At 68.5% G+C, this 17,318-nt stretch carries 19 protein-coding genes; 5 read left to right on the top strand and 14 right to left on the bottom strand.

Annotated features, from left to right (window positions below; genetic code table 11):
• Nucleotides 1-75 precede the first annotated feature (75 nt).
• The gene (locus tag Hhyl6_RS03900) at nucleotides 76-1,038 is read right to left on the bottom strand and encodes a transcription initiation factor IIB (protein WP_483737914.1); all 963 of its coding nucleotides are present in this window, start codon (nucleotides 1,036-1,038) and stop codon (nucleotides 76-78) included.
• A gap of 179 nt (nucleotides 1,039-1,217) precedes the next feature.
• Between Hhyl6_RS03900 and yjjX the strand changes: the two genes are divergently transcribed.
• Entirely contained in the window at nucleotides 1,218-1,760 is a 543-nt protein-coding gene (yjjX, locus tag Hhyl6_RS03895; protein ID WP_483737913.1) for an inosine/xanthosine triphosphatase, read from the top strand.
• A 30-nt stretch (nucleotides 1,761-1,790) separates the two neighbouring features.
• On the opposite strand, the gene Hhyl6_RS03890 is transcribed toward yjjX, so the two are convergent.
• The 4 genes from Hhyl6_RS03890 to Hhyl6_RS03875 form a co-directional block, all read right to left on the bottom strand.
• The gene (locus tag Hhyl6_RS03890; RefSeq protein ID WP_483739666.1) at nucleotides 1,791-2,072 is read right to left on the bottom strand and encodes a YgaP family membrane protein; all 282 of its coding nucleotides are present in this window, start codon (nucleotides 2,070-2,072) and stop codon (nucleotides 1,791-1,793) included.
• Between the two features lie 76 nt (nucleotides 2,073-2,148).
• A complete protein-coding gene (locus Hhyl6_RS03885; RefSeq protein WP_483737912.1) occupies nucleotides 2,149-2,433 on the bottom strand; it encodes a YgaP family membrane protein in 285 nt (94 codons plus the stop codon).
• Nucleotides 2,434-2,541: 108 nt separating this feature from the next.
• The gene (locus Hhyl6_RS03880) at nucleotides 2,542-4,365 is read right to left on the bottom strand and encodes a flippase-like domain-containing protein (RefSeq protein ID WP_483737911.1); all 1,824 of its coding nucleotides are present in this window, start codon (nucleotides 4,363-4,365) and stop codon (nucleotides 2,542-2,544) included.
• A 188-nt stretch (nucleotides 4,366-4,553) separates the two neighbouring features.
• Nucleotides 4,554-6,272: a radical SAM protein gene (locus tag Hhyl6_RS03875; RefSeq protein ID WP_483737910.1), complete on the bottom strand. Its 1,719-nt coding sequence runs from the start codon at nucleotides 6,270-6,272 to the stop codon at nucleotides 4,554-4,556.
• Between the two features lie 134 nt (nucleotides 6,273-6,406).
• On the opposite strand from Hhyl6_RS03875, the gene Hhyl6_RS03870 reads away from it, so the two are divergent.
• Nucleotides 6,407-7,639 (top strand): glycoside hydrolase family 18 protein, encoded by a 1,233-nt coding sequence (locus Hhyl6_RS03870; protein WP_483737909.1) that lies wholly within the window; start codon nucleotides 6,407-6,409, stop codon nucleotides 7,637-7,639.
• Nucleotides 7,640-7,648: 9 nt separating this feature from the next.
• Here Hhyl6_RS03870 and Hhyl6_RS03865 read toward each other — a convergent pair whose 3' ends face one another.
• From Hhyl6_RS03865 to Hhyl6_RS03855, 3 genes are all read right to left on the bottom strand, one after another.
• Entirely contained in the window at nucleotides 7,649-7,996 is a 348-nt protein-coding gene (locus tag Hhyl6_RS03865) for a DUF4112 domain-containing protein (RefSeq protein WP_483737908.1), read from the bottom strand.
• A 144-nt stretch (nucleotides 7,997-8,140) separates the two neighbouring features.
• Nucleotides 8,141-10,042, bottom strand: a complete 1,902-nt coding sequence (locus tag Hhyl6_RS03860; protein WP_483737907.1) for an ABC transporter ATP-binding protein — start codon at nucleotides 10,040-10,042, stop codon at nucleotides 8,141-8,143.
• A gap of 43 nt (nucleotides 10,043-10,085) precedes the next feature.
• The gene (locus tag Hhyl6_RS03855) at nucleotides 10,086-10,883 is read right to left on the bottom strand and encodes a DUF429 domain-containing protein (protein WP_483737906.1); all 798 of its coding nucleotides are present in this window, start codon (nucleotides 10,881-10,883) and stop codon (nucleotides 10,086-10,088) included.
• 99 nt (nucleotides 10,884-10,982) lie between these two features.
• Between Hhyl6_RS03855 and Hhyl6_RS03850 the strand changes: the two genes are divergently transcribed.
• Both Hhyl6_RS03850 and Hhyl6_RS03845 read left to right on the top strand, forming a co-directional pair.
• On the top strand, nucleotides 10,983-11,141 hold the full coding sequence (locus Hhyl6_RS03850; protein WP_483737905.1) for a DUF7559 family protein: 159 nt from the start codon (nucleotides 10,983-10,985) through the stop codon (nucleotides 11,139-11,141).
• Nucleotides 11,138-11,599 carry an Hsp20/alpha crystallin family protein gene (locus Hhyl6_RS03845; RefSeq protein ID WP_483737904.1) on the top strand — a complete coding sequence of 154 codons (462 nt, stop codon included), beginning with the start codon at nucleotides 11,138-11,140 and terminating at the stop codon, nucleotides 11,597-11,599. The genes Hhyl6_RS03850 and Hhyl6_RS03845 overlap by 4 nt, the downstream gene beginning before the upstream one ends.
• 35 nt (nucleotides 11,600-11,634) lie before the next feature.
• Here the strand turns inward: Hhyl6_RS03845 and Hhyl6_RS03840 are convergent, their stop codons facing one another.
• The 5 genes from Hhyl6_RS03840 to Hhyl6_RS03820 are packed head-to-tail and all read right to left on the bottom strand — an operon-like array spanning nucleotide 11,635 to nucleotide 15,880.
• On the bottom strand, nucleotides 11,635-12,732 hold the full coding sequence (locus tag Hhyl6_RS03840) for an NAD(P)/FAD-dependent oxidoreductase (protein WP_483737903.1): 1,098 nt from the start codon (nucleotides 12,730-12,732) through the stop codon (nucleotides 11,635-11,637).
• Complete coding sequence (locus tag Hhyl6_RS03835; protein ID WP_483737902.1) at nucleotides 12,733-13,518, bottom strand: DUF7388 family protein; 786 nt, start codon at nucleotides 13,516-13,518, stop codon at nucleotides 12,733-12,735.
• Between the two features lie 41 nt (nucleotides 13,519-13,559).
• Nucleotides 13,560-14,180 (bottom strand): NUDIX hydrolase, encoded by a 621-nt coding sequence (locus Hhyl6_RS03830; RefSeq protein ID WP_483737901.1) that lies wholly within the window; start codon nucleotides 14,178-14,180, stop codon nucleotides 13,560-13,562.
• A 52-nt stretch (nucleotides 14,181-14,232) separates the two neighbouring features.
• Nucleotides 14,233-14,703, bottom strand: coding sequence for a DUF7109 family protein (locus tag Hhyl6_RS03825; protein ID WP_483737900.1), 471 nt, complete (start codon nucleotides 14,701-14,703; stop codon nucleotides 14,233-14,235).
• Nucleotides 14,704-14,743: 40 nt separating this feature from the next.
• Entirely contained in the window at nucleotides 14,744-15,880 is a 1,137-nt protein-coding gene (locus tag Hhyl6_RS03820) for an MFS transporter (RefSeq protein ID WP_483739665.1), read from the bottom strand.
• A gap of 115 nt (nucleotides 15,881-15,995) precedes the next feature.
• Between Hhyl6_RS03820 and Hhyl6_RS03815 the strand changes: the two genes are divergently transcribed.
• Nucleotides 15,996-16,166 carry an HVO_0758 family zinc finger protein gene (locus tag Hhyl6_RS03815; protein WP_483737899.1) on the top strand — a complete coding sequence of 57 codons (171 nt, stop codon included), beginning with the start codon at nucleotides 15,996-15,998 and terminating at the stop codon, nucleotides 16,164-16,166.
• 41 nt (nucleotides 16,167-16,207) lie between these two features.
• On the opposite strand, the gene Hhyl6_RS03810 is transcribed toward Hhyl6_RS03815, so the two are convergent.
• A complete protein-coding gene (locus Hhyl6_RS03810) occupies nucleotides 16,208-17,293 on the bottom strand; it encodes an aldo/keto reductase (RefSeq protein WP_483737898.1) in 1,086 nt (361 codons plus the stop codon).
• Nucleotides 17,294-17,318: the final 25 nt, after the last annotated feature.

Genomic DNA, 17,318 nt, shown 5'->3' with positions numbered 1-17,318 from the left:
TATCAGCCGTGATTCTTCAGCACCGCGCGGGGTGTCGTCGCTAGCCGGACCGGACGGCCGGTTCCGTCGGCTCCGTCACGCGACGGGGAGGTCCTGCTCGGCTTCCAGCAGTTCGTGGTAGCGGTTGCGGATGGTGACCTCGGAGATGTCGGCCACCTCGCTGACGGCGGCCTGCGTCGTCTTCTCGTTGGTCAGGAGCGCGGCGGCGTAGACGGCCGCGGCGGCGAGGCCGACCGGCGACTTTCCGGAGTGGACGCCCTGCTCTTTGGCGTTCTGGAGCAGTTGGCGAGCGCGGTGTTCGGCCTCGTCGGAGAGGTCCAGCGAGGACGCGAAGCGCGGGACGTAGCTCTCGGGGTCGGCGGGTTTCACTTCGAGGCCGAGTTCCCGGACCACGTAGCGGTAGGTGCGGGCTATCTCGCTCTTCTCGACGCGGGAGACGTCGGTAATCTCGTCGAGGCTCCGCGGGACGCCGGCCTGACGGGCGGCCGCGTAGACGGAGGCCGTCGAGACGCCCTCGATGGACCGTCCGGGGAGGAGGTCCTCGTCCAGCGCTCGGCGGTAGATGACGCTGGCCGTCTCGCGGACGTTCTCCGGCAGGCCGAGGGCCGACGCCATGCGGTCTATCTCCCCGAGGGCCTGCTTGAGGTTGCGCTCCTTAGAGTCGCGGGTGCGGAACCGCTCGTTCCACTTGCGAAGCCGTTGCATCTTCTGGCGCTGTTTGCCCGACAGGGAGTTGCCGTAGGCGTCCTTGTCGCGCCAGTCGATGTTGGTCGAGAGGCCCTTGTCGTGCATCATGTTCGTCGTCGGCGCGCCGACGCGGGACTTCTCGTCCTTCTCGCTGGAGTCGAACGCGCGCCACTCCGGCCCGCGGTCTATCTCGTCGGACTCGACGACGAGGCCACAGTCCTCACAGACCGTCTCGCCGTGTTCGTCGTCCATCACCAGCGACCCGCTACACTCCGGGCAGGCCGTGGCCGTCGACGTCGATTCCTCTGTCTGCTCGTCCGTTCGTTGTCGCGTTCTCGTGTGTTCGCTCATTGGTTGCGAAGGCGGGTGCTCACCGGGTGTGACACGCCGTAGAACCCGGAGGCAATCGGTAATACTGCGTCTGTCCGAAAGAGATTTAAAAATTGTGGTATCGAGACGAAGATAGGCGATTCACGCCACGAAACAGCGGTTTGTGTACGACACACACGACCATTCAAATAACAACGTCAATGAATCATCCAGTAGTTTCAGACGGTACGGCCGTCGCAGTCGGGAGCCAGAACCCGGTGAAGCGGCGCGCTGTCGAGCGAATCGTACCGGACGCCGCCGTCGAGACTGTCGGCGTCGACTCGGGCGTTCCGGAACAGCCTCGGGGCCGCGAGGAGACGGTCCGGGGTGCCGAGAACCGTGCGACGGCGGCGTTCTCGGCCACCGACGCGGATTTCGGCGTCGGCATCGAGGGCGGCGTCGCAGACCGGGACCGGCCCGCAGGGCTGTGGCTGGTCATGTGGGCGGCGGTCACCGACGGCGAGACGACGACGTTCGGAGAGGGGGCTTCGATTCGCCTCCCAGACGAGGTGGCGACGCGGGTTCGAGGCGGGGAGGAACTCGGCCCGGTGTTGGACGATAAACTCGGTCGCGAGGCCGTCAGCGAACAGGAAGGTGCCGTCGGCGTCTACACCGGTGGGGCACTGACGCGGACGGACGCGTTGGCCGGCGCCGTCGCTGGCGCGTTCGGCCCGTTCCTGACCGACCGACACGATACCGTATAAACGCCAGCCTCACCACCCCGGACGCCGGACTCAGTTCCCACTCGTCCCGCGGTCTACCTCGTCGCCGGCCTCCGGCGGTGTCCCGCCCCGGTACGTGTCGAGTCCGAGTGCGGAGTTCAACGGGCACTTCTGCGTGACTGCGGTGACCGTGAGAACGATGCCCACGAGCAGTGCGAGCGCCGCGAGAACCAGCCCTATCGTCCCCGCTGCCAGCGTCAGCACGCCGGCCAGCGCCGCGATGCCGACGAGGAACAGGACCGGTCCGACGACGAACCGAGCGATGCGGTCGAAGCCACCGACATTTTTCTCCATGGTGGTGCTCACCGTGTGCTGGTACGCCGCCAGCGACGATAAAGCGGTTGGATTGTTTACACCAACGGCCCCGGTGTCAGTTCGGTCGAGTTTCGGACCCCAACTCGTCGCTCGTGCCGTCGGTCGTCTTCTGGCCCGCCCCGGTATCGAACCCGGCGAGCGCGTTTATCGGACACCAGCGTACCCCCGCCGTGACGAGGAAGACGGCCCCGACGGCGACGGCGACGGCCCCGACCGCGATGCCCAGTCGTCCGGCGTCGAGACTGGCGACGCCCAGCAGTATCGCGGCTCCGACGACCAGCAAGACCGGGCCGAACAAGAGGCGACCGATGCGGTCGTACCCGCCGACGTTTCGTTCCATAGTTTCGGCACCGATTTGAGATACGTTGACAGGAAACATAAATCGAACTGTCACGACGCCTTCGACGGGGGGTGTGCGGTCGAAAGCGCCACGCCGGCGCGCCGGTCGTCAGTCGTTCGCCTCGGGTTCGACGTCGGCGGCGGTCCGGGACTCCTCGACGGCCTTGGTCAGCGAGACGTTGAGCCACGCCATCGAGGTGACGCCGCCGAGGATAGTGACGACGTTCTTCACGGCGTGGTCGACGATAGCGACGGAGAGCGCCGTCGCCACGCCGATGCCGGCCGGGGTGAGCGGGACGACGATGACGGTGAACGCGCCCTCGTACAGGCCCACGCCGCCGGGCGTGAGCGGGAGGACCTTCGCGAGGTTCCCGACGCTGACGGCGAAGAAGCCGACGGCGACCAGCGAGGGGGTGAGCGCGTGGCCGAACGCGGCGAAGACCAACAAGGCCGTCACCACGTCCAGCGCCCAGATGACGAGGCTCCCGAGTCCGACGCGGGCGAACGACCGGCCGTCCCCGGCCACCGTCTGCACGTCGCCGACGAACCGCTCTACGACCCCCGCGACGTAGTCGGCGTAGGAGTCGTCGCTCAGACGACCGACCGTCCGTCGGACGAGGTTCCGGTCGGAGTGGGCGCTGGCGACGATGGCGACGACGGCGCCGATAGCGGCCACACCGACGAACGCGGCGACCGCGATGGCCGTCTGCCCGCTCGCGGCGGCGTCACCGCCGGCCACGTCGCCGGTGACCGCACCGACCAGCGTGTCGGCCGACCCCGTCGCCGCGAGCCCCATCATCACGACGCCGGCCAGCAGCGTGATGGTCAGCAGGTCGAAGACGCGCTCGACGGCCAGCGAGGCGAATCCCGTCGGGTACGGAATCGAGCGTCGCGCCTTCACCACGTAGGCGCGGACACCGTCACCGAGTCGTGCCGGGAACACGAGGTTCCCCGTCTGGCTGATGAACACCGCGCCGGTGAGGAAGTCCCAGCGCTCGTGGTACCCCATCGACTGGAGGATGTCGCGGTAGCGCGCGCCCCGAAGCGGCCACGAGAGCGCGTAGACGGCGGCGCTCACCAGTATCAGCGTCGGGTCCGCACCGGCCATCTCGTCCAGGACTGTCTGGGGGTTCAGGTACTGGGTCATCAACAGGAGGGCGACGACGACGAGCGCCGTCCCCGCGCCGAGCGAGACGCGGCGGGTGATGCGGGGGCTGACGGACAGTTCCCACCACGTCCGCAGAATCTGGCTCCCCATCCCGAACACGTCCCGGACGATGTCCACCTTCGAGTCGCCCTTCGGTTCCCAGTCGACGGGGAACTCCTTGACGCGGAACCCGCGCCGCTGGGCCTTCACGAGCAACTCGGTGTCCCAGAACCAGTGTTCGTCGTCGATGGTCGGACCGAGCGCCTCGAACGCGGCGCGGTCGAACGCCTTGAACCCGCACTGGTGGTCTTTCAGGTCCGAGCGCAGGATAGTGCGGACGAGCGTGTTGTACCCGATGCTCGGGATACCGCGCTTGGCCGGCCGGTCGGCGCGGTTCTCGGGCATCCAGCGCGACCCCGTGGCCACGTCGTACTCGCCGGAGCGGACGCTCTCGACGAGTTCCTCGAGGTGGTCCATGTCCGTCGCGAGGTCGGTGTCGAAGTACACCAACGTCCCACCGTCGGCGCGTTCGAAGGCGTACTCTAGCGCGCCCCCGCGTCCGAGACGGCGGTCAGAGTGGATGTGTCGGACTCGGTCGTCTTCCGCCGCGAGGCGGGTGGCTATCTCCGGCGTCCGGTCTTCACAGCCGTCCTCGGCGACGATGACTTCGAACGTGCCTTCGGGAAGAAAGGCGGCGAGCGTCTCCAGCGTGACTGAGACGGTCCGCTCGATGGTGTCCTCCTCGTTGTAGGCGGGAAGGACCACGCTCACCTCGACGTCGTTCATTGTTGCCCAGTGTGCGAGGGAGCCAGAAGTACCTTCTGTTCGTTCGAGCGCCGCGATTCCCCACAACGGCGTATTAACGCTCTAGACAGGTGTTAAGGCGGGGCGGCCGGTAGAAATCGCCTTCGGGCACCGGGATGCGGTCGAACGCCTGGGCCTCGACCCCTGAGGCCGCCGGGGAGGGCGATTCGTCAGTCCGCGTCGCCCGACGACCGGGCCGTGAGAAACTCCGAAAGGTCCTCGCCGACCTCGGCCCCGGATTCGTAAGGCCTCCCTACGAGGATGTCGCCGGCGCGACTCTTGCCGACGCCCGGAATCGTCGCCAATTCGTCCATAGAGGCGCTGTTGACGTCCAGTGGGTAGGGAACCCCGGTCACCGACCGGTAGCCGTGGTCGGTGATGGCGACGTCTATCGTCCGTCCGAGTTCCCGTTCGCCGGGGAGTCCGACCAACAGCGGGTAGGTGCCGAGTTGCCGACCGAACGTCTTGCCGTCCTGATGGTATTCGAGGTGAACGTCGGGTAAAACGGTGCCAGAGGGGGCGACGCGCTGGAGCATCGGGTTGTCGATGGTCTCCCTAACCTCTCGTTTGTACTGCTTAAACAGTTGCTTGTGGTCCTTGGCGATGTCCGCGCCGGTGTCCGCCATGTCGGTGCCTTCGAAGGCCATGACCTGTCGGATGTTCACACGACGCAACATCAGCCCCTCGTCGTAGACGCGCTGGAGGAACCGCTTGTTGTGTTCGAACGTCTCCCGCGTCTCGCCTTTCAGGCCGTGGACGAGGTTGATGCCCGGCAGGAGTTTCGGGAGTCGACGGGCCGCGTCGTCGCCGTGGTTCGGCGCCGACTCGCGGTCACCGCCCGGACGGAACCCGCCCACCTCGTTGACGATTTTGACCGCCTCGAAGCACTCGTCGGCGGTGACGTTGAGGTTGTTGTCGCTCTGGACGGCGGGGTCGGCCGATTCGAGGCCGAAGGCGGCGGTGTCGCCCGGCGTGTTGTGCTCCGCGATGATGCGAATCCCTTCGCGGGCCTTCTCCGGCCACTTCACGATGGTGATGGGGTTCATGTTGTCGAGGTGGAGAGTCTCCAGGTTGGGGGCCACCTCGCGGATGCCGCCGTAGAGACGTCGGAGGGCATCGGGATTCGGGGCTTCGCCGTCGCCCCCGTAAGCGAGGATGTCGGCCTGCCGGCCGAGGCGGAAGTGCTTGACCCCGCGGTCCGAGAGGGCGTCGACTTCGTCCACGACGCTCTCGGGCGGCCGGAAGTCCGGATTGCCGTACATCGGTTCGGTGCAGAACGAACAGCGGTACGGACACCCCCGCGACGTCTCCATCTCGCAGATGAGGTAGTCCGGGTGGTTCGGGTGCTGTTCGACGACGAACGCACCGGCGCGGGCCCACCGGGTCTCTTCCTCGACGGAGCGGTAGCGGTTCTCGAACCCCTCCAACCCGGAGTCCACGAGGTCGTAGACGGCCGCCTCGACGTCGGCCATGGCGAGGAAGTCGAAGTCGAGGTCGTCGCGGGCCGTCTCGCTGGCTCCCTCGTTGGCCTCGCCGACGCCGAAGCGGACCGGGCCGCCGATGACGCTCGTCCCGTCGGCCGTCCACGCCAACTTGCGCACCTCGTCGGGTTCGGCGGGCGTCCCGCCGACGTACTTCCCGGGGACGGTCATCCCGCCGACGTACACCATGAGGTCCGCCTCCTCCACGTCGCGCCACAGGTGGCGCTCCTCGCGGAGTTCGTCGATGGTGTGATATGTTATCTGTTCGCGGGGGACGCCGGCGTCGACCATCGCACCGGCGGCGTACCGCGGATACGTCGAGACGTAGGGCGGAACCCCGAAGTGGGCGGGTTCGTCGACGTAGCCGTCGACGATGGTCACGTCGAGCGTCTCGGGGTCTACGGTCATGCGCCCGGGTTGACGCTCGACGCCTAAAACGGTGTCTGGTCGGTCACGCCGCGGCCCGTCCTGCCCAGATACGCACCGAGATTGTATCACTCACAATAATTATATATTTCGTTTGCGTACGTATATGTAAGATTATGAAACCTGCACTGTCGCGCAGAGACTTCTTGAGCGCCCTCGGCGCCACGGCGGCCGTGAGTATGGTCGGGGAGGCCACCGGTGCCCGTCGCGGACCGATTCACGCGACGCTGGACGCCACGAACACCCCGCCGGAGGGGAAGACTGTGGTGGGCATCTACCCGTCGTGGTCCCGGTACGAGCGCGGTTACATGCCGAGCGACGTCCCCCTCGACCAAGTCACCCACCTCCAGTACGCCTATCTGGCCGTCGAGGAGGACGGGAGCGTCGACTATGCCGACCGGTTCGCCGACACGCGCAACCTCGCCGCGTTTCGGGACCGCAAGCGTCGCCACCCCGACACGAAGATGATTCTCTCCATCGGGGGCTTCTTCGCCTCGCAGTACTACTCGCGGGCGACGGTCGACGGCACTCGCCGTGCCCGCTTCGCGCGCACCGCCGTCGAACTGATGCGCGAGTACGACTTCGACGGATTGGACCTCGACTGGCGCTACCCCAGCGGGGAGAACGCCGACGAGTACACCCGTGACGGGGACATCCGCCAGTTCTCTCTCCTCATCCAGTCCGTCCGGCGACGCCTCGACGAGGCGGGCGAGGAGGACGGCAAGCGCTACGAACTGAGCCTCTCGGCGGCCATCAACCCGAACTTCGCCGAGCAACTCGTCGTCGCCGAGATAGCGGACGCCCTCGACAGGGTCAACGTCGTCGCGTACGACTTCGCCGGACCGTGGGACGAGCGGACCGGGTTCGGCGCGCCGCTGTACAACCCGTACCCCGACAGCGTCCCGGACTTCCCCTACTACGTCGCCAACGCCATGGAGTCGTGGAAGGCCCAACCCATCGACTCGTCGAAACTGAACCTGACGTTCGCCACCTTCGGCCGCGGCTACACCGGCGTCGAACCGGGCAACCGCGGGTTCGACAGGCCGTTCGAGGATGTGCCCGACGGGACGCGCCCGTCCGAGGAGCGGGGCGTCTACGACTTCTGGGACATCGAGTACAACGTCAACGCCGACAACGACTACGAGTACCACTGGCACGACGACGCGGCCGCGCCGTTCCTCTACTCGAAGGCCGACGGCGAGTTCGTCAGCTACGACAACATGCGCTCGGTGGCGATGAAAGCCGAGTACGTCGTCGAGAACGACTTCGGCGGGATGACGATGTGGGACTTCCACGGCGACAAGTACCGCGCCCTGCTCTACACCGTCAACGAGGCGATGGCGGCGTAGCGGGCCCGTTCACTCCCGGGTCGACAACTCCTCTCGGACGAGGGCGACGTTTCTGACGTTGGCTTTCCAGAGCGCGTCGAAGACGTCCCCGAGTAGCGGCAGACTACCGACGACGACGTCCAGCGCGACGTTGAGACACATCCGGGCCAGCGTCCGGCGGGAGACGCCGAGTCTGACGGCTTCGACGACGATATACAGCGAGCAGAGGCCGGCCACGACGTCGCCGGCGACCGGCAGGAGGCCGAGCAAGGGGTCGATACCGACGCGGACGCCGACGCCCGGAAGCCTGACGCTCTCGTCGAGCGTCCGGGCGACGCGCTCGATTCGCCTGACCGCTCGGTCCTCGGCGGTGGTCATGGTCCACAGAGGGGCGGCAGGCGCAAAAAGCCGCCCGCTCCGGCGGAACGGTCTCGCCGTTCGCGTGTTCGGGAACGGGAACGCCTCCGAATCAGCGACGTCTCGGCGTCTGGCGCGGGACCCAGACGGGGACGGAGCGGCGCGTCAGTCGTCGGCGCTGACCGGACGCTCGTCGGCCTGTGCGTACCAGAGGTCGGCGTAGTCGCCCTCGGCCGAGAGCAGGGCCTCGTGGCTCCCGCGCTCGACGATTTCGCCGTCGTCCATGACGACGATGCGGTCGGCGTCCTGTATCGTCGAGAGGCGGTGGGCGATGACGAAGGCGGTGCGGTCCTCCACGAGACGCTCGATGCTCTGCTGGATGCGCTCTTCGGTCTCCGTGTCGACGTCGCTGGTGGCCTCGTCGAAGATGATTATCGCCGGGTCGTTCAGCAGTGCGCGGGCGATGGCGACGCGCTGTCGTTGTCCGCCCGACAGTTTGACGCCGCGCTCGCCGATTTCTGTGTCGTACCCCTCGGGGAGGTCGGTGACGAACTCGTGGGCCTGTGCGGCGCGTGCGGCCTCTCGAACCCGCTCACGGGCGCTGGCGTCGCCCTCGCGCTCGCCGTCGAGCACCGCCCGGTCGCCGTAGGCGACGTTCTCGGCGACGGTGCCCGAGAACAGGTACGGTTGCTGTTCGACGACGGCCACGTCGTCGCGGAGCGACTGGAGGCCGTACTGCCGGACGTCCACGCCGTCGACTCGCACCGACCCCGAGTCCACGTCGTGGAACCGGGGGAGGAGTTTCAGGAGCGTCGACTTCCCGGCCCCGGTCGGTCCGGCCAGTCCGATGGTCGCGCCCGCCGGCACGTCGAGCGAGACGTTCCGGACGACCGGCCGCTCGGGTTCGTAGCCGAAGGTCACGTCCTCGAAGGCGACGGCCCCCTCGATGTGCGCAGGTTCGTACGGGTCGTCGGGGTCGGTGATGGCGGGCGACTGTCCGAGCAACCCGAAGACGCGCTCGGCGCTGGACTTGGCGAGTTGGTACTTGTTCGCCGACTTTCCCACCCGACGCATCGGCGAGTACAGGCGGCGCAGGTAGAGGAAGAACAGCGCGAACGTCCCCGTCTGCAGGACGGCCTCGCCGTCGGCGCTGGTGACGAAGTCCGTCCCCGCGACGTACAGGATGCCGACGAAGACGACGCCGGTCAGCAGTCGCAGGCCGGCGAAGAAGGCCCGTCGGACCCGGAGCGCCGCCACCTTCTCGTCGTGGTAGGTCTGGCTCTGCTCGCGGACGCGTTCGTTCTCGAACGCGTAGCGGTCGAACGCCTTGATGACCGGCGCGCCGCTCAGGTTGTTCTCCAGCCGGGTGTTGAGTCTGGAGACGGTGCGGCGAATAGACCGATAGCGCGGCTCTATCCACGTGAGGAAGTAGCCGCTGGCGACGCCGATGATGGGAACCGGGGCGAGCGCGATGAGCGCCAGCGTCGGCGAGTGCCAGTAGAGCACGGCGGCGATACCGCCGACGGTGGCCACCACCCGAATCAGTTGGCGGAACTCGGTGTTGAGAAACGACTCCAGCCGGTTGATGTCGCTGTTGAGGATGGACATCATCCCGCCGGTCTGGTGGTTGGCGAAGAAGTCCATCGAGAGGTGCTGGAGGTGGTCGTACGTGTCGTTCCGGAGGTCGCGCTGTATCTTCTGTGCGGTCGACTGGAGCAGGTACCGGGAGGCGAAGCGAGTCACCGACCGGACGAGATACGCGACGGCGGCGATAGTAACGAGTCGCCGGAGTAGCGCGAGTTGGGCCGCTCGGTCGGTGATGCTGCCACCCGGGAGCAGTCCGACGGCCGTCAGCAGGCCGGGGTCGCCGCTGCCGAGAATCACGCGGTCGATGGCCGCCGCGACGACGATGGGTGGGACGAGGCGGGCGAATCGGGTGCAGAACGCGGCGCAGACGCCGACGAGGAGGCGCACCCAGTACGGCGTCGCGTAGGCGACGAGGTTCACCATGGGGTGGCCGTCGACGTTCTCGCGGACCCCCTCGAACCCGCCGTGCTCGTCGGTCATGGACGTCCTATCGGGCGCGGACGGAAATACCTCGGGAGAGCGACTACACGTAGATACAGCCTTCCTCGACGGTGCCGACGGGGCGTGGTCGGGCACCGTCGGCCACTCGTCCGGCGGAGACGGCGGCCGCGAGCGAGTCCAGTGCGTCGTGGTGTTCGAGGTACGCCTCGCGGTGGTCGCTCAATGCGACACCACATGTCTCGACGGCTTCGACGTTGGTTTCGCGGCGCGCACCCGCGCCCTCCGTCGTCTTGTACCCCTCGCGGTAACAGCCCAGCCACCCGAACGTCGCGGCCGGGTACACCTCACAGACGACGGTCCCGGCGTCGTGGCCCTGCATGGGCGCGACGGCCGTGTCGGGCCTGTCGGCGAGGCGGCCGAGGACGTCCCGAGCGCCGTGGTAGGTCATACTCCGGACCCGGTTCGTGTACGGGCACAGCGCCGCCCGGCGGGCGTCCGTCTCCCGGCGCACGTCGCGCTTCCCGACGGCCATCTCGGCGGTGTGGCGACACACCTCCGAGAACGCGTCCGGACTGGCCGGGCCGCTATCGCTCCCGACCCACTCGAGGAACCCCCGCCAGTCGCCGCCGCACTGGGCGTCGAGCAACGACTGAGGGAGACTGAACGGGAAGTCGAGGCCGACCGTCTCGACGTCGTCGGCCGCGATTCGCTCGACGAGCCCTGCGTGGGCGGTCTCGCGGTCACGGCCCCACTCGTCTGTCGCACGGTAGCACGCGTCGATTCGCAACCCCGCGGCGGTGCGCGAGGCCTCGGTCACCCAGAGGGCGTCGCCGGCCGCGCTCGCGCCGCTGAAGTCCACTCCCAGAACACCGGAACCCATGCCCGACCGCTCGACTGGCGCGGTAATCAATGTTCGGCCGACTGGGTGGCGAGTGCCGCCTCCGAAAGCGGTTTGAGTCTCACAGACCAACCGGAAACCATGCCAGCCACTCTGGAAGTCGTCTGCACCGACGACGACTGTACGCTCGACATGTTCGAGCTGCACTACACGTACGACATGCCGGACGACGTCGGTGTCGCGGACTTCGACTGTCCGTACTGCGGGGGCACCGACTGTCTGGAGGCCGTGGAGCTATGATTCGCGGCATCGGGGAGTCTATCGGCAACGCTATCTTCGAGAACATCGGCCGGGCCGCCGGCCGGGTGCAGGAGAACAAGCCGCTGCCGGCGGACCTACTGGAGTCCGAGGACGCCTACTTAGTCGTCTTCGACGCCCCCGGTGCCACCGCGAGCGACGTGCAGGTCCGGTACGTCGAGGACCGAGTGGAGGTCCGCATCGACCGTTTCCGGGACTTCCGCGACGGCTTCGATATGCGCTACCCCGGACGGGGACTGGCGCTGGACGGGTCGGTCACGCTCCCCGAGGACGCCGTCGTCGACGCCGAAGCGGGGACGGCGACGCTGAAGCACGACGGGACGTTGCAGGTCCGCATCCCGAAGGTAGAGCCCGCCGAGAGCGAGAATGCGGACGAGGTGGCGTCCGACGACGCCGAAGAGTCCGTGGACGAACACGCAAGAGACGACGCCGAGGAGTAACGCGACCGCGGATACGCTGTTTTACGGCGCATACGTCACCAGTCGGCCGTCGGGTCGCCCAGCGGGTGAAACGACTCGTCGCCGTCGAACCGCGTCGGGTCGACTCGCGGTTTCAGCGGCACGTCGAGCGTCGGGTCGGCACCGAGAACGCGTTCGGCGAGGAACTCACCCACCGCGGGCGCACGCATCAGTCCGTGGCCCTGCCATCCGGTGGCGACCCAGAGGCCGTCGACGACCCGCCCGACGAGGGGGTCCCGGTCGGGGGTCGCGGTACACAGGCCGGCCCACGAGCGAGCGACCGAGGGCGAGAGGGCGGTCGCCGCTCGGACCCTCGCCAACGCCGAGTCGACGAACTCGGGGTCGGCCGACGGATTCCAGTCTTCGGGGGTCGCGGCGTGGGCACCGTCGCCGACGAGCAGTCGCGCTCCCGTCGGTCGCCAGTAGTACTCCTCGGTGGCGTCGTACAGCGACGGAAGCGCGGCATCGACGGGGTCGGTGACGAGCGCCTGCGCTCGATAGGTCGCCAGCGCGAGCGAGACGCCGACGTCGGCCACCAGCGATTTCGTCGCGTGTCCGGCCGCCACGACGACGGCGTCGAACGTCTCGGTCCCGTCGGCCGTCTCGACGCGCGTCGGGCCGCCGAGCGTGACTGGCGTGTCCGTCCGGACGTCGGCACCTACCGACCGAGCGCGTGCGGCCAGCGACGTCACGACAGTCTCGGGGTCTAGGGTCCCGGCCGCGTGGGCGATGCCGGCGGCGACGACGCCATCGGTATCGAGCGCCGGATACCGCTCGCTCAGCGACGCCGGCGACAGTTCGCTGACGTCGCGCCCGTGGCCCCGCATCTCCCGAACCTGCTGGCGAATCGCCGCGGCGTCACCCTCCTCACGGGCGAGCCAGACGTACGGACACGGCGTCAACAGGTCCCACTCGCGGTAGCGCGAGAGCGCGCGGGCGGCCACGGCGGCGTCGACGGACCCGGCGAAGGCGTCGTAGCAGATGCCCGCGGCCCGGCCGGTGGTGCCGCTCCCGGGTTCGTCTCGCTCGTAGAGGGTCACCGAAGTACCCCGTGCCGCGAGGTCACCGGCGACCACAAGTCCGACGCACCCGCCGCCGACCACGGCGACCCGCATCTATCCCAGAAGGGGGCCGAGGCCGCGGGCCGGGTAGCCGACGACGGTGTCGGCCCCGGCCTCGCGCAACTGTTCTGTTCGGTCGGCCACCGTCTCCGGGCGGCCGACCAGTGCGTAGTCGCGGACGGCCTGTTCGAGGACGTCGCGTGCCCGTCCGGTAGCCGCGCTGTCCGTCCGTGCGCCCTCCGGGAGCGCCGTCCGGACCGGTCGGCGGCGAGCGGCGTAGTCGCCCACGGCGTCGAGTACCGCGTCGTCGTCGCCGGAGAGGACGACGGGCGCGTACACCGCCACGTCGCCGTCGAACCCGGCGGCTCTGAGCGCTCGGAGGTCCCTGTCGGTCGACCGTGAGAGCAGTTCGTACTGCGTCCCGCCGACGGCCATCGCGAGGCGCTCGATGCCCTCGGTGCCGACCCACGGGTCGGCGGCGTCGGCCGCGGCGGCCCGGAGTCGCGGTGCGACCGCCCGCTCCGCTTCCGTCCCCGTCAGATAGGCCCCGTGCCCGGCCACGAGGACGCGACTGACCGCCTCGGGGACGTCGTCGAGCGCGGAATCGTCGCCGAACGGGTCGTAGCCGTCGGCCCGAACCGGCGTCGTCAGTCGCACCTCGGCGTGGTCGGCCAGCGTCGCCAGCGTCTCGCGGTCGGGGACGTGGTCCCGACCCTCGTAGTCGATGGCGAGAGTCCCTACGTCGACGTCGACGGCGCGCGCCGGGTCGACTTCCGCCGGCTTGAGCGCTATCGCGTCGATGCCAACGTCGGCCAGCGTCCCGGTCGAGAGTGCCGTCATTCGTCAGTCAGTTCGTCTGGGGTCGCAAAGTCCTGTCGTTCTCACCGTATCTGGTCACGCACCGACTCGGGGAACGCGTCGTCCGGGCCGGCGTACCGGTCGGGTTCGGCGGGGGCCTCCCAGTCCGTCGTCAGTTCGAGCAACTGGACGAGCATCCGCGCCGTCGCCCCCCACACGGTGTAGCCGTTCACGTAGAAGAAGTGCAGTCGAATCTCGCCGTAGTAGGGGTGGTCCCGCTGTTCTGACTCGTAGTTGTCGAGGTCGGTGAGGCCGGCGACGGGGAGGACGACCACCTCGGCGACCTCCTCGTCGCTCGGGAGGTACTCCCGGTCGGGGATGCGCGCGACGAAGGGCCGAACCGAGTAGTGCGAGACGGTCCGGATGTCGTCCAACCGACCGACGACGTGGGCGGCCTGCGGGTCCAACCCTATCTCCTCGTTGGCCTCCCGTAGCGCAGTCCCGAGGAGGTCGTCGTCCTCCGGTTCGTAGCCGCCGCCGGGGAACGACATCTGCCCGGGGTGGTCGGGGAGGTGGTCGGCCCGCTTGGTGAACAGGATGGCCTCGCCGTCGCGGCGGGTGACGACCGGGACGACCACTGCCGCCTCGCGCTCTTCGTCGTCGACGACGACGGGGTCGTGTGCCGCCAACCGGTCGAAGTCCATACCCGAACCGAGGCGGCGTACGTTCTTAACTCGCTTGGGTCGCCGCGTCGTCTCAGGCGTCGTCGAGACGGTCACGGGCCTCGGCGAGCTCCACCGGTCCCCACGCTTCGAGGTCGTAGCTCACGTCCAGCAACTCGGCGATTCGCTCGTCGTCGTCGGCCTGCACCGCGAGGACGGCGTCCTCACGGAACCGCGCTTCCGCGGCGCGGGCCCGCGTCTCGACGTCGAGGGTCCTGTCCGGAACGTCCATGATGTGTGGCAGGTCGGCCGCGCCGTCCGGGAGCGTCGGGAACGCCGCCGGACCGACGACGAGGAGGGTGTCGTCGGTGGCCGCGTCGTGGTCGGCGACCTCGAGAAGGTGGTAGGACGCCAGCGCCTCCTCGGCGTCCCCGTCGAAGGCGTCCGCGTCGACGTTCTCGCCCCGCTTGAAGGCGAGTTCCGAACAGGCCCGCCCGAGTTCGGCCCGGGTGAGCGCCCCGAAGAGGTCCACCACGCCCGCGAGGTCGTCGGCTGTCAGGTCCATACCGGATGCGTGACCCGGAGGGGCTTCAGCGTTTCCGGACTCAGGCCGCGGCCGCCTCCGGCAGTCGGTCGCTGAAGTGCAGGGTCAACAGGACCAGCAAGAGGACGACGAGTCCGCCGCCCATCCACTCGAAGATGGTCGGGAATGCGACGTTCGCGTCCCGGAGGACCCCGACCACGAGGCTCCCGGGGGCCTGTATCAGCATCATGCCTCCGCCGTAGGCCGCGTACGCGCTGGCGCGGTGGCGGTCCGGGAGCGACCCCAGCAGGTACGTGTCGACGGCCGGGAAACTGCTGTGGATGACGTAGCCCATGACGGCGCTGAACGCCACTAGCGGCCAGAATCCCCGGACCAGCGGCAGGACGAGGATACAGGCGGTGAACGCGGCGACGATGACGAGGATGTACGGCAGGCTCGGCAAGCGGTCGGCCAACCGCCCGCTCACGTAGAAGGCGGGGACGCCGGCACCGAAAGCGACCTGTAGGAGCGTCCGCCCCGCCGCCTCCGAGAGACCGATGGTGGTGACGTACGTGACGTAGAAGTTGAACAACCCGTTCCACACCATCGTCGTGAACCCGAGCGTCGCGATGGCCGTGAGGACGATGGGCCACTGCGCCCGGACCGCCCCGAGGACGTCCCTGTCCGCTTGGCCGGCCTCGGGGAACTCGGTCCGGCGGGCGACCACGGTGAAGACGACGGTCATCACCGCCGCGGCGACGGCCATCGCTCGCAGGGTCGCCTGCCAGTCGCCGACAGCGAGCGCCGCTGTGACGAGCGCCGGGGCCGCGACGGCGGCGAGCTGACTGGCGACGCCGTGTTGCCCGAGGACGCGGCCCGGCGCGTCGGGGTACAGTTCGCTGATGAGCGTGTTGGCGGCGATGATGTAGACGCCACTGGCCAACCCCATCGTGAACGCGCCCACGAGGAGCCACGTCGGGTCCGTCGTCAGCGCGGTGAACGCCGTCCCCAGCGTCAGGACGATGCCGGACCCGAAGATGGCCTGCGCCCTGCTCACCCGGGTCAACAGGAACCCGGTCGGCAGGCGCGGGACCGCGCTCCCGGCCCAGACGAGGGTCGCGAGCAGTCCGAGCGTCGCGTCGCTCGCACCCGTCGCCACCCGGATGGGCTCCAACAGCGGCGCGAACACGACGCGTGCGAGGTTGATGAGGAACACCAACCCGAGTAGGGAACCGAAGACTGACCGTCGAGACACACTCGTCAGTCGTCGCTCGCCCCGAAGGACCTTCCGAAACGCCGCGGTCTTTTTACCCACGGCTGTCACAGGTTGGGCCATGGACTCGGTCAGGAAGGCCCTGCGTGCGGGTGACGTGGAGAAGGACAGCTACGGGCGACTCTCGTGTACGTCGTGTGACGAACCGCTGTCGACGGACAACCAGCCGGACCAAATCGGGAAGGTCCGCGTCTGCCCCGACTGCGGCACGGAGTGGAAAGAACTGGGCTGACGCGCCGGAGACACCACCGTATCGGGCCGACCCGACCGTTTCTACTCGAAGACCGCGTCGAACGCGTCCGCACCCAGCGGTTCGTAGCGGCCGGCGTCGACGTTCTCCTCGGCGTGGTCGACCGACCCGGTCCCGACCAGCGAACAGGTCACGCCGGGGGCGCTCCGCGCGAAGTTGAGCGCACGCTGGGCGCGGGTCTCGCCGTCGAGTCGCGCTTCGACGCTCTCGGGCATCTCCTCCGAGAGTCGCCCCTGCATAATCGAGGCGCTCGTGAACACGTTCAGACCGGCTTCGTGAGCGAACCACAGCGCTGACTGGGGGCCGTCCGCGCCGTCGTGGGCGGCCACGGTGAACGCGTCGGCCATGAACACGTTGAACGGGACCTGTATGGCCCGGAAGTGGGTCGCCGCGTTGCCGGCGGATTTCGCGGCGGCCCGGGCCCGTTCGACGACCTCTGGCAGGGACAGATAGCTGTCGTGGCTCTGTGGGACGCGGAACGCCTCCCACGTCGCCACGCCGTAGTGGTTCAGGTCGCCGGCCGCCGCCCGCTCTTCGAGGCGCTCGAAGGCGGCCTCTAGCTGGTCGTACACTTCCTCTCGGCTGTTCTCTGCCAGTTGCGTCTCGGGGTTGTGGACGTAGTACAGGTCAACGGTGTCGAGTCCGAGGTTGTCGAGCGAGCGGTCCAACTGGTCGGACAGGAACGCCGGTGCGATGCAGTGCTGGCCGCTGACGAGGTCGTCGGGGTCGACGATGCCCGTGTCGACGTACTCCGATTGCACGTACGCACCCGGATTGTCGGGCCGCTCGCCGTCGAAGGGGACGAACCCGCCCTTCGTCGCCACGACGACTGCCTCCCGGTCCACGTCCGCGTCAGATAGCGCCCGACCGACGACGCGTTCGGAGCGCTGGTGGCGGTAGTTGATGGCCGTATCGAGGACGTTGACTCCGCCGTCGAGCGCCGTGACGATGGCGTCGTGGTACGCCTCGTCGCGCTCGTCGGTCGGGTCGCCCAGATACGTCCCGACGCCGACGCTGGAGACGACGCCGTCGCCGAAGCGGCGGTAGAAGGTTCGCGCGAAGTCCTCGTGGTCGTCCCGGTACGCCCATGTCGCCTCCCGTGTGGCCATACCCGTCCATTCGGGCCGACCGGAC

It is taken from the genome of Haloarcula sp. H-hyl6 (assembly GCF_056934455.1).
Note: the sequence above shows the minus strand (reverse complement) of the source record. Positions and strands in the feature narration are given on the sequence as shown.

What these genes read in the sequence shown, in the direction of transcription:
- Hhyl6_RS03870 (WP_483737909.1), top strand. Translation starts at nt 6,407, where the DNA reads ATGAAACCTGCACTGTCGCGCAGAGACTTCTTGAGCGCCCTCGGCGCC.
- Hhyl6_RS03840 (WP_483737903.1), bottom strand. Translation starts at nt 12,732, where the DNA reads ATGCGGGTCGCCGTGGTCGGCGGCGGGTGCGTCGGACTTGTGGTCGCC.
- Hhyl6_RS03865 (WP_483737908.1), bottom strand. Translation starts at nt 7,996, where the DNA reads ATGACCACCGCCGAGGACCGAGCGGTCAGGCGAATCGAGCGCGTCGCC.
- Hhyl6_RS03850 (WP_483737905.1), top strand. Translation starts at nt 10,983, where the DNA reads ATGCCAGCCACTCTGGAAGTCGTCTGCACCGACGACGACTGTACGCTC.
- Hhyl6_RS03900 (WP_483737914.1), bottom strand. Translation starts at nt 1,038, where the DNA reads ATGAGCGAACACACGAGAACGCGACAACGAACGGACGAGCAGACAGAG.
- Hhyl6_RS03830 (WP_483737901.1), bottom strand. Translation starts at nt 14,180, where the DNA reads ATGGACTTCGACCGGTTGGCGGCACACGACCCCGTCGTCGTCGACGAC.
- yjjX (WP_483737913.1), top strand. Translation starts at nt 1,218, where the DNA reads ATGAATCATCCAGTAGTTTCAGACGGTACGGCCGTCGCAGTCGGGAGC.
- Hhyl6_RS03855 (WP_483737906.1), bottom strand. Translation starts at nt 10,883, where the DNA reads ATGGGTTCCGGTGTTCTGGGAGTGGACTTCAGCGGCGCGAGCGCGGCC.
- Hhyl6_RS03845 (WP_483737904.1), top strand. Translation starts at nt 11,138, where the DNA reads ATGATTCGCGGCATCGGGGAGTCTATCGGCAACGCTATCTTCGAGAAC.
- Hhyl6_RS03815 (WP_483737899.1), top strand. Translation starts at nt 15,996, where the DNA reads ATGGACTCGGTCAGGAAGGCCCTGCGTGCGGGTGACGTGGAGAAGGAC.
- Hhyl6_RS03875 (WP_483737910.1), bottom strand. Translation starts at nt 6,272, where the DNA reads ATGACCGTAGACCCCGAGACGCTCGACGTGACCATCGTCGACGGCTAC.
- Hhyl6_RS03885 (WP_483737912.1), bottom strand. Translation starts at nt 2,433, where the DNA reads ATGGAACGAAACGTCGGCGGGTACGACCGCATCGGTCGCCTCTTGTTC.
- Hhyl6_RS03890 (WP_483739666.1), bottom strand. Translation starts at nt 2,072, where the DNA reads ATGGAGAAAAATGTCGGTGGCTTCGACCGCATCGCTCGGTTCGTCGTC.
- Hhyl6_RS03810 (WP_483737898.1), bottom strand. Translation starts at nt 17,293, where the DNA reads ATGGCCACACGGGAGGCGACATGGGCGTACCGGGACGACCACGAGGAC.
- Hhyl6_RS03860 (WP_483737907.1), bottom strand. Translation starts at nt 10,042, where the DNA reads ATGACCGACGAGCACGGCGGGTTCGAGGGGGTCCGCGAGAACGTCGAC.
- Hhyl6_RS03880 (WP_483737911.1), bottom strand. Translation starts at nt 4,365, where the DNA reads ATGAACGACGTCGAGGTGAGCGTGGTCCTTCCCGCCTACAACGAGGAG.
- Hhyl6_RS03825 (WP_483737900.1), bottom strand. Translation starts at nt 14,703, where the DNA reads ATGGACCTGACAGCCGACGACCTCGCGGGCGTGGTGGACCTCTTCGGG.
- Hhyl6_RS03835 (WP_483737902.1), bottom strand. Translation starts at nt 13,518, where the DNA reads ATGACGGCACTCTCGACCGGGACGCTGGCCGACGTTGGCATCGACGCG.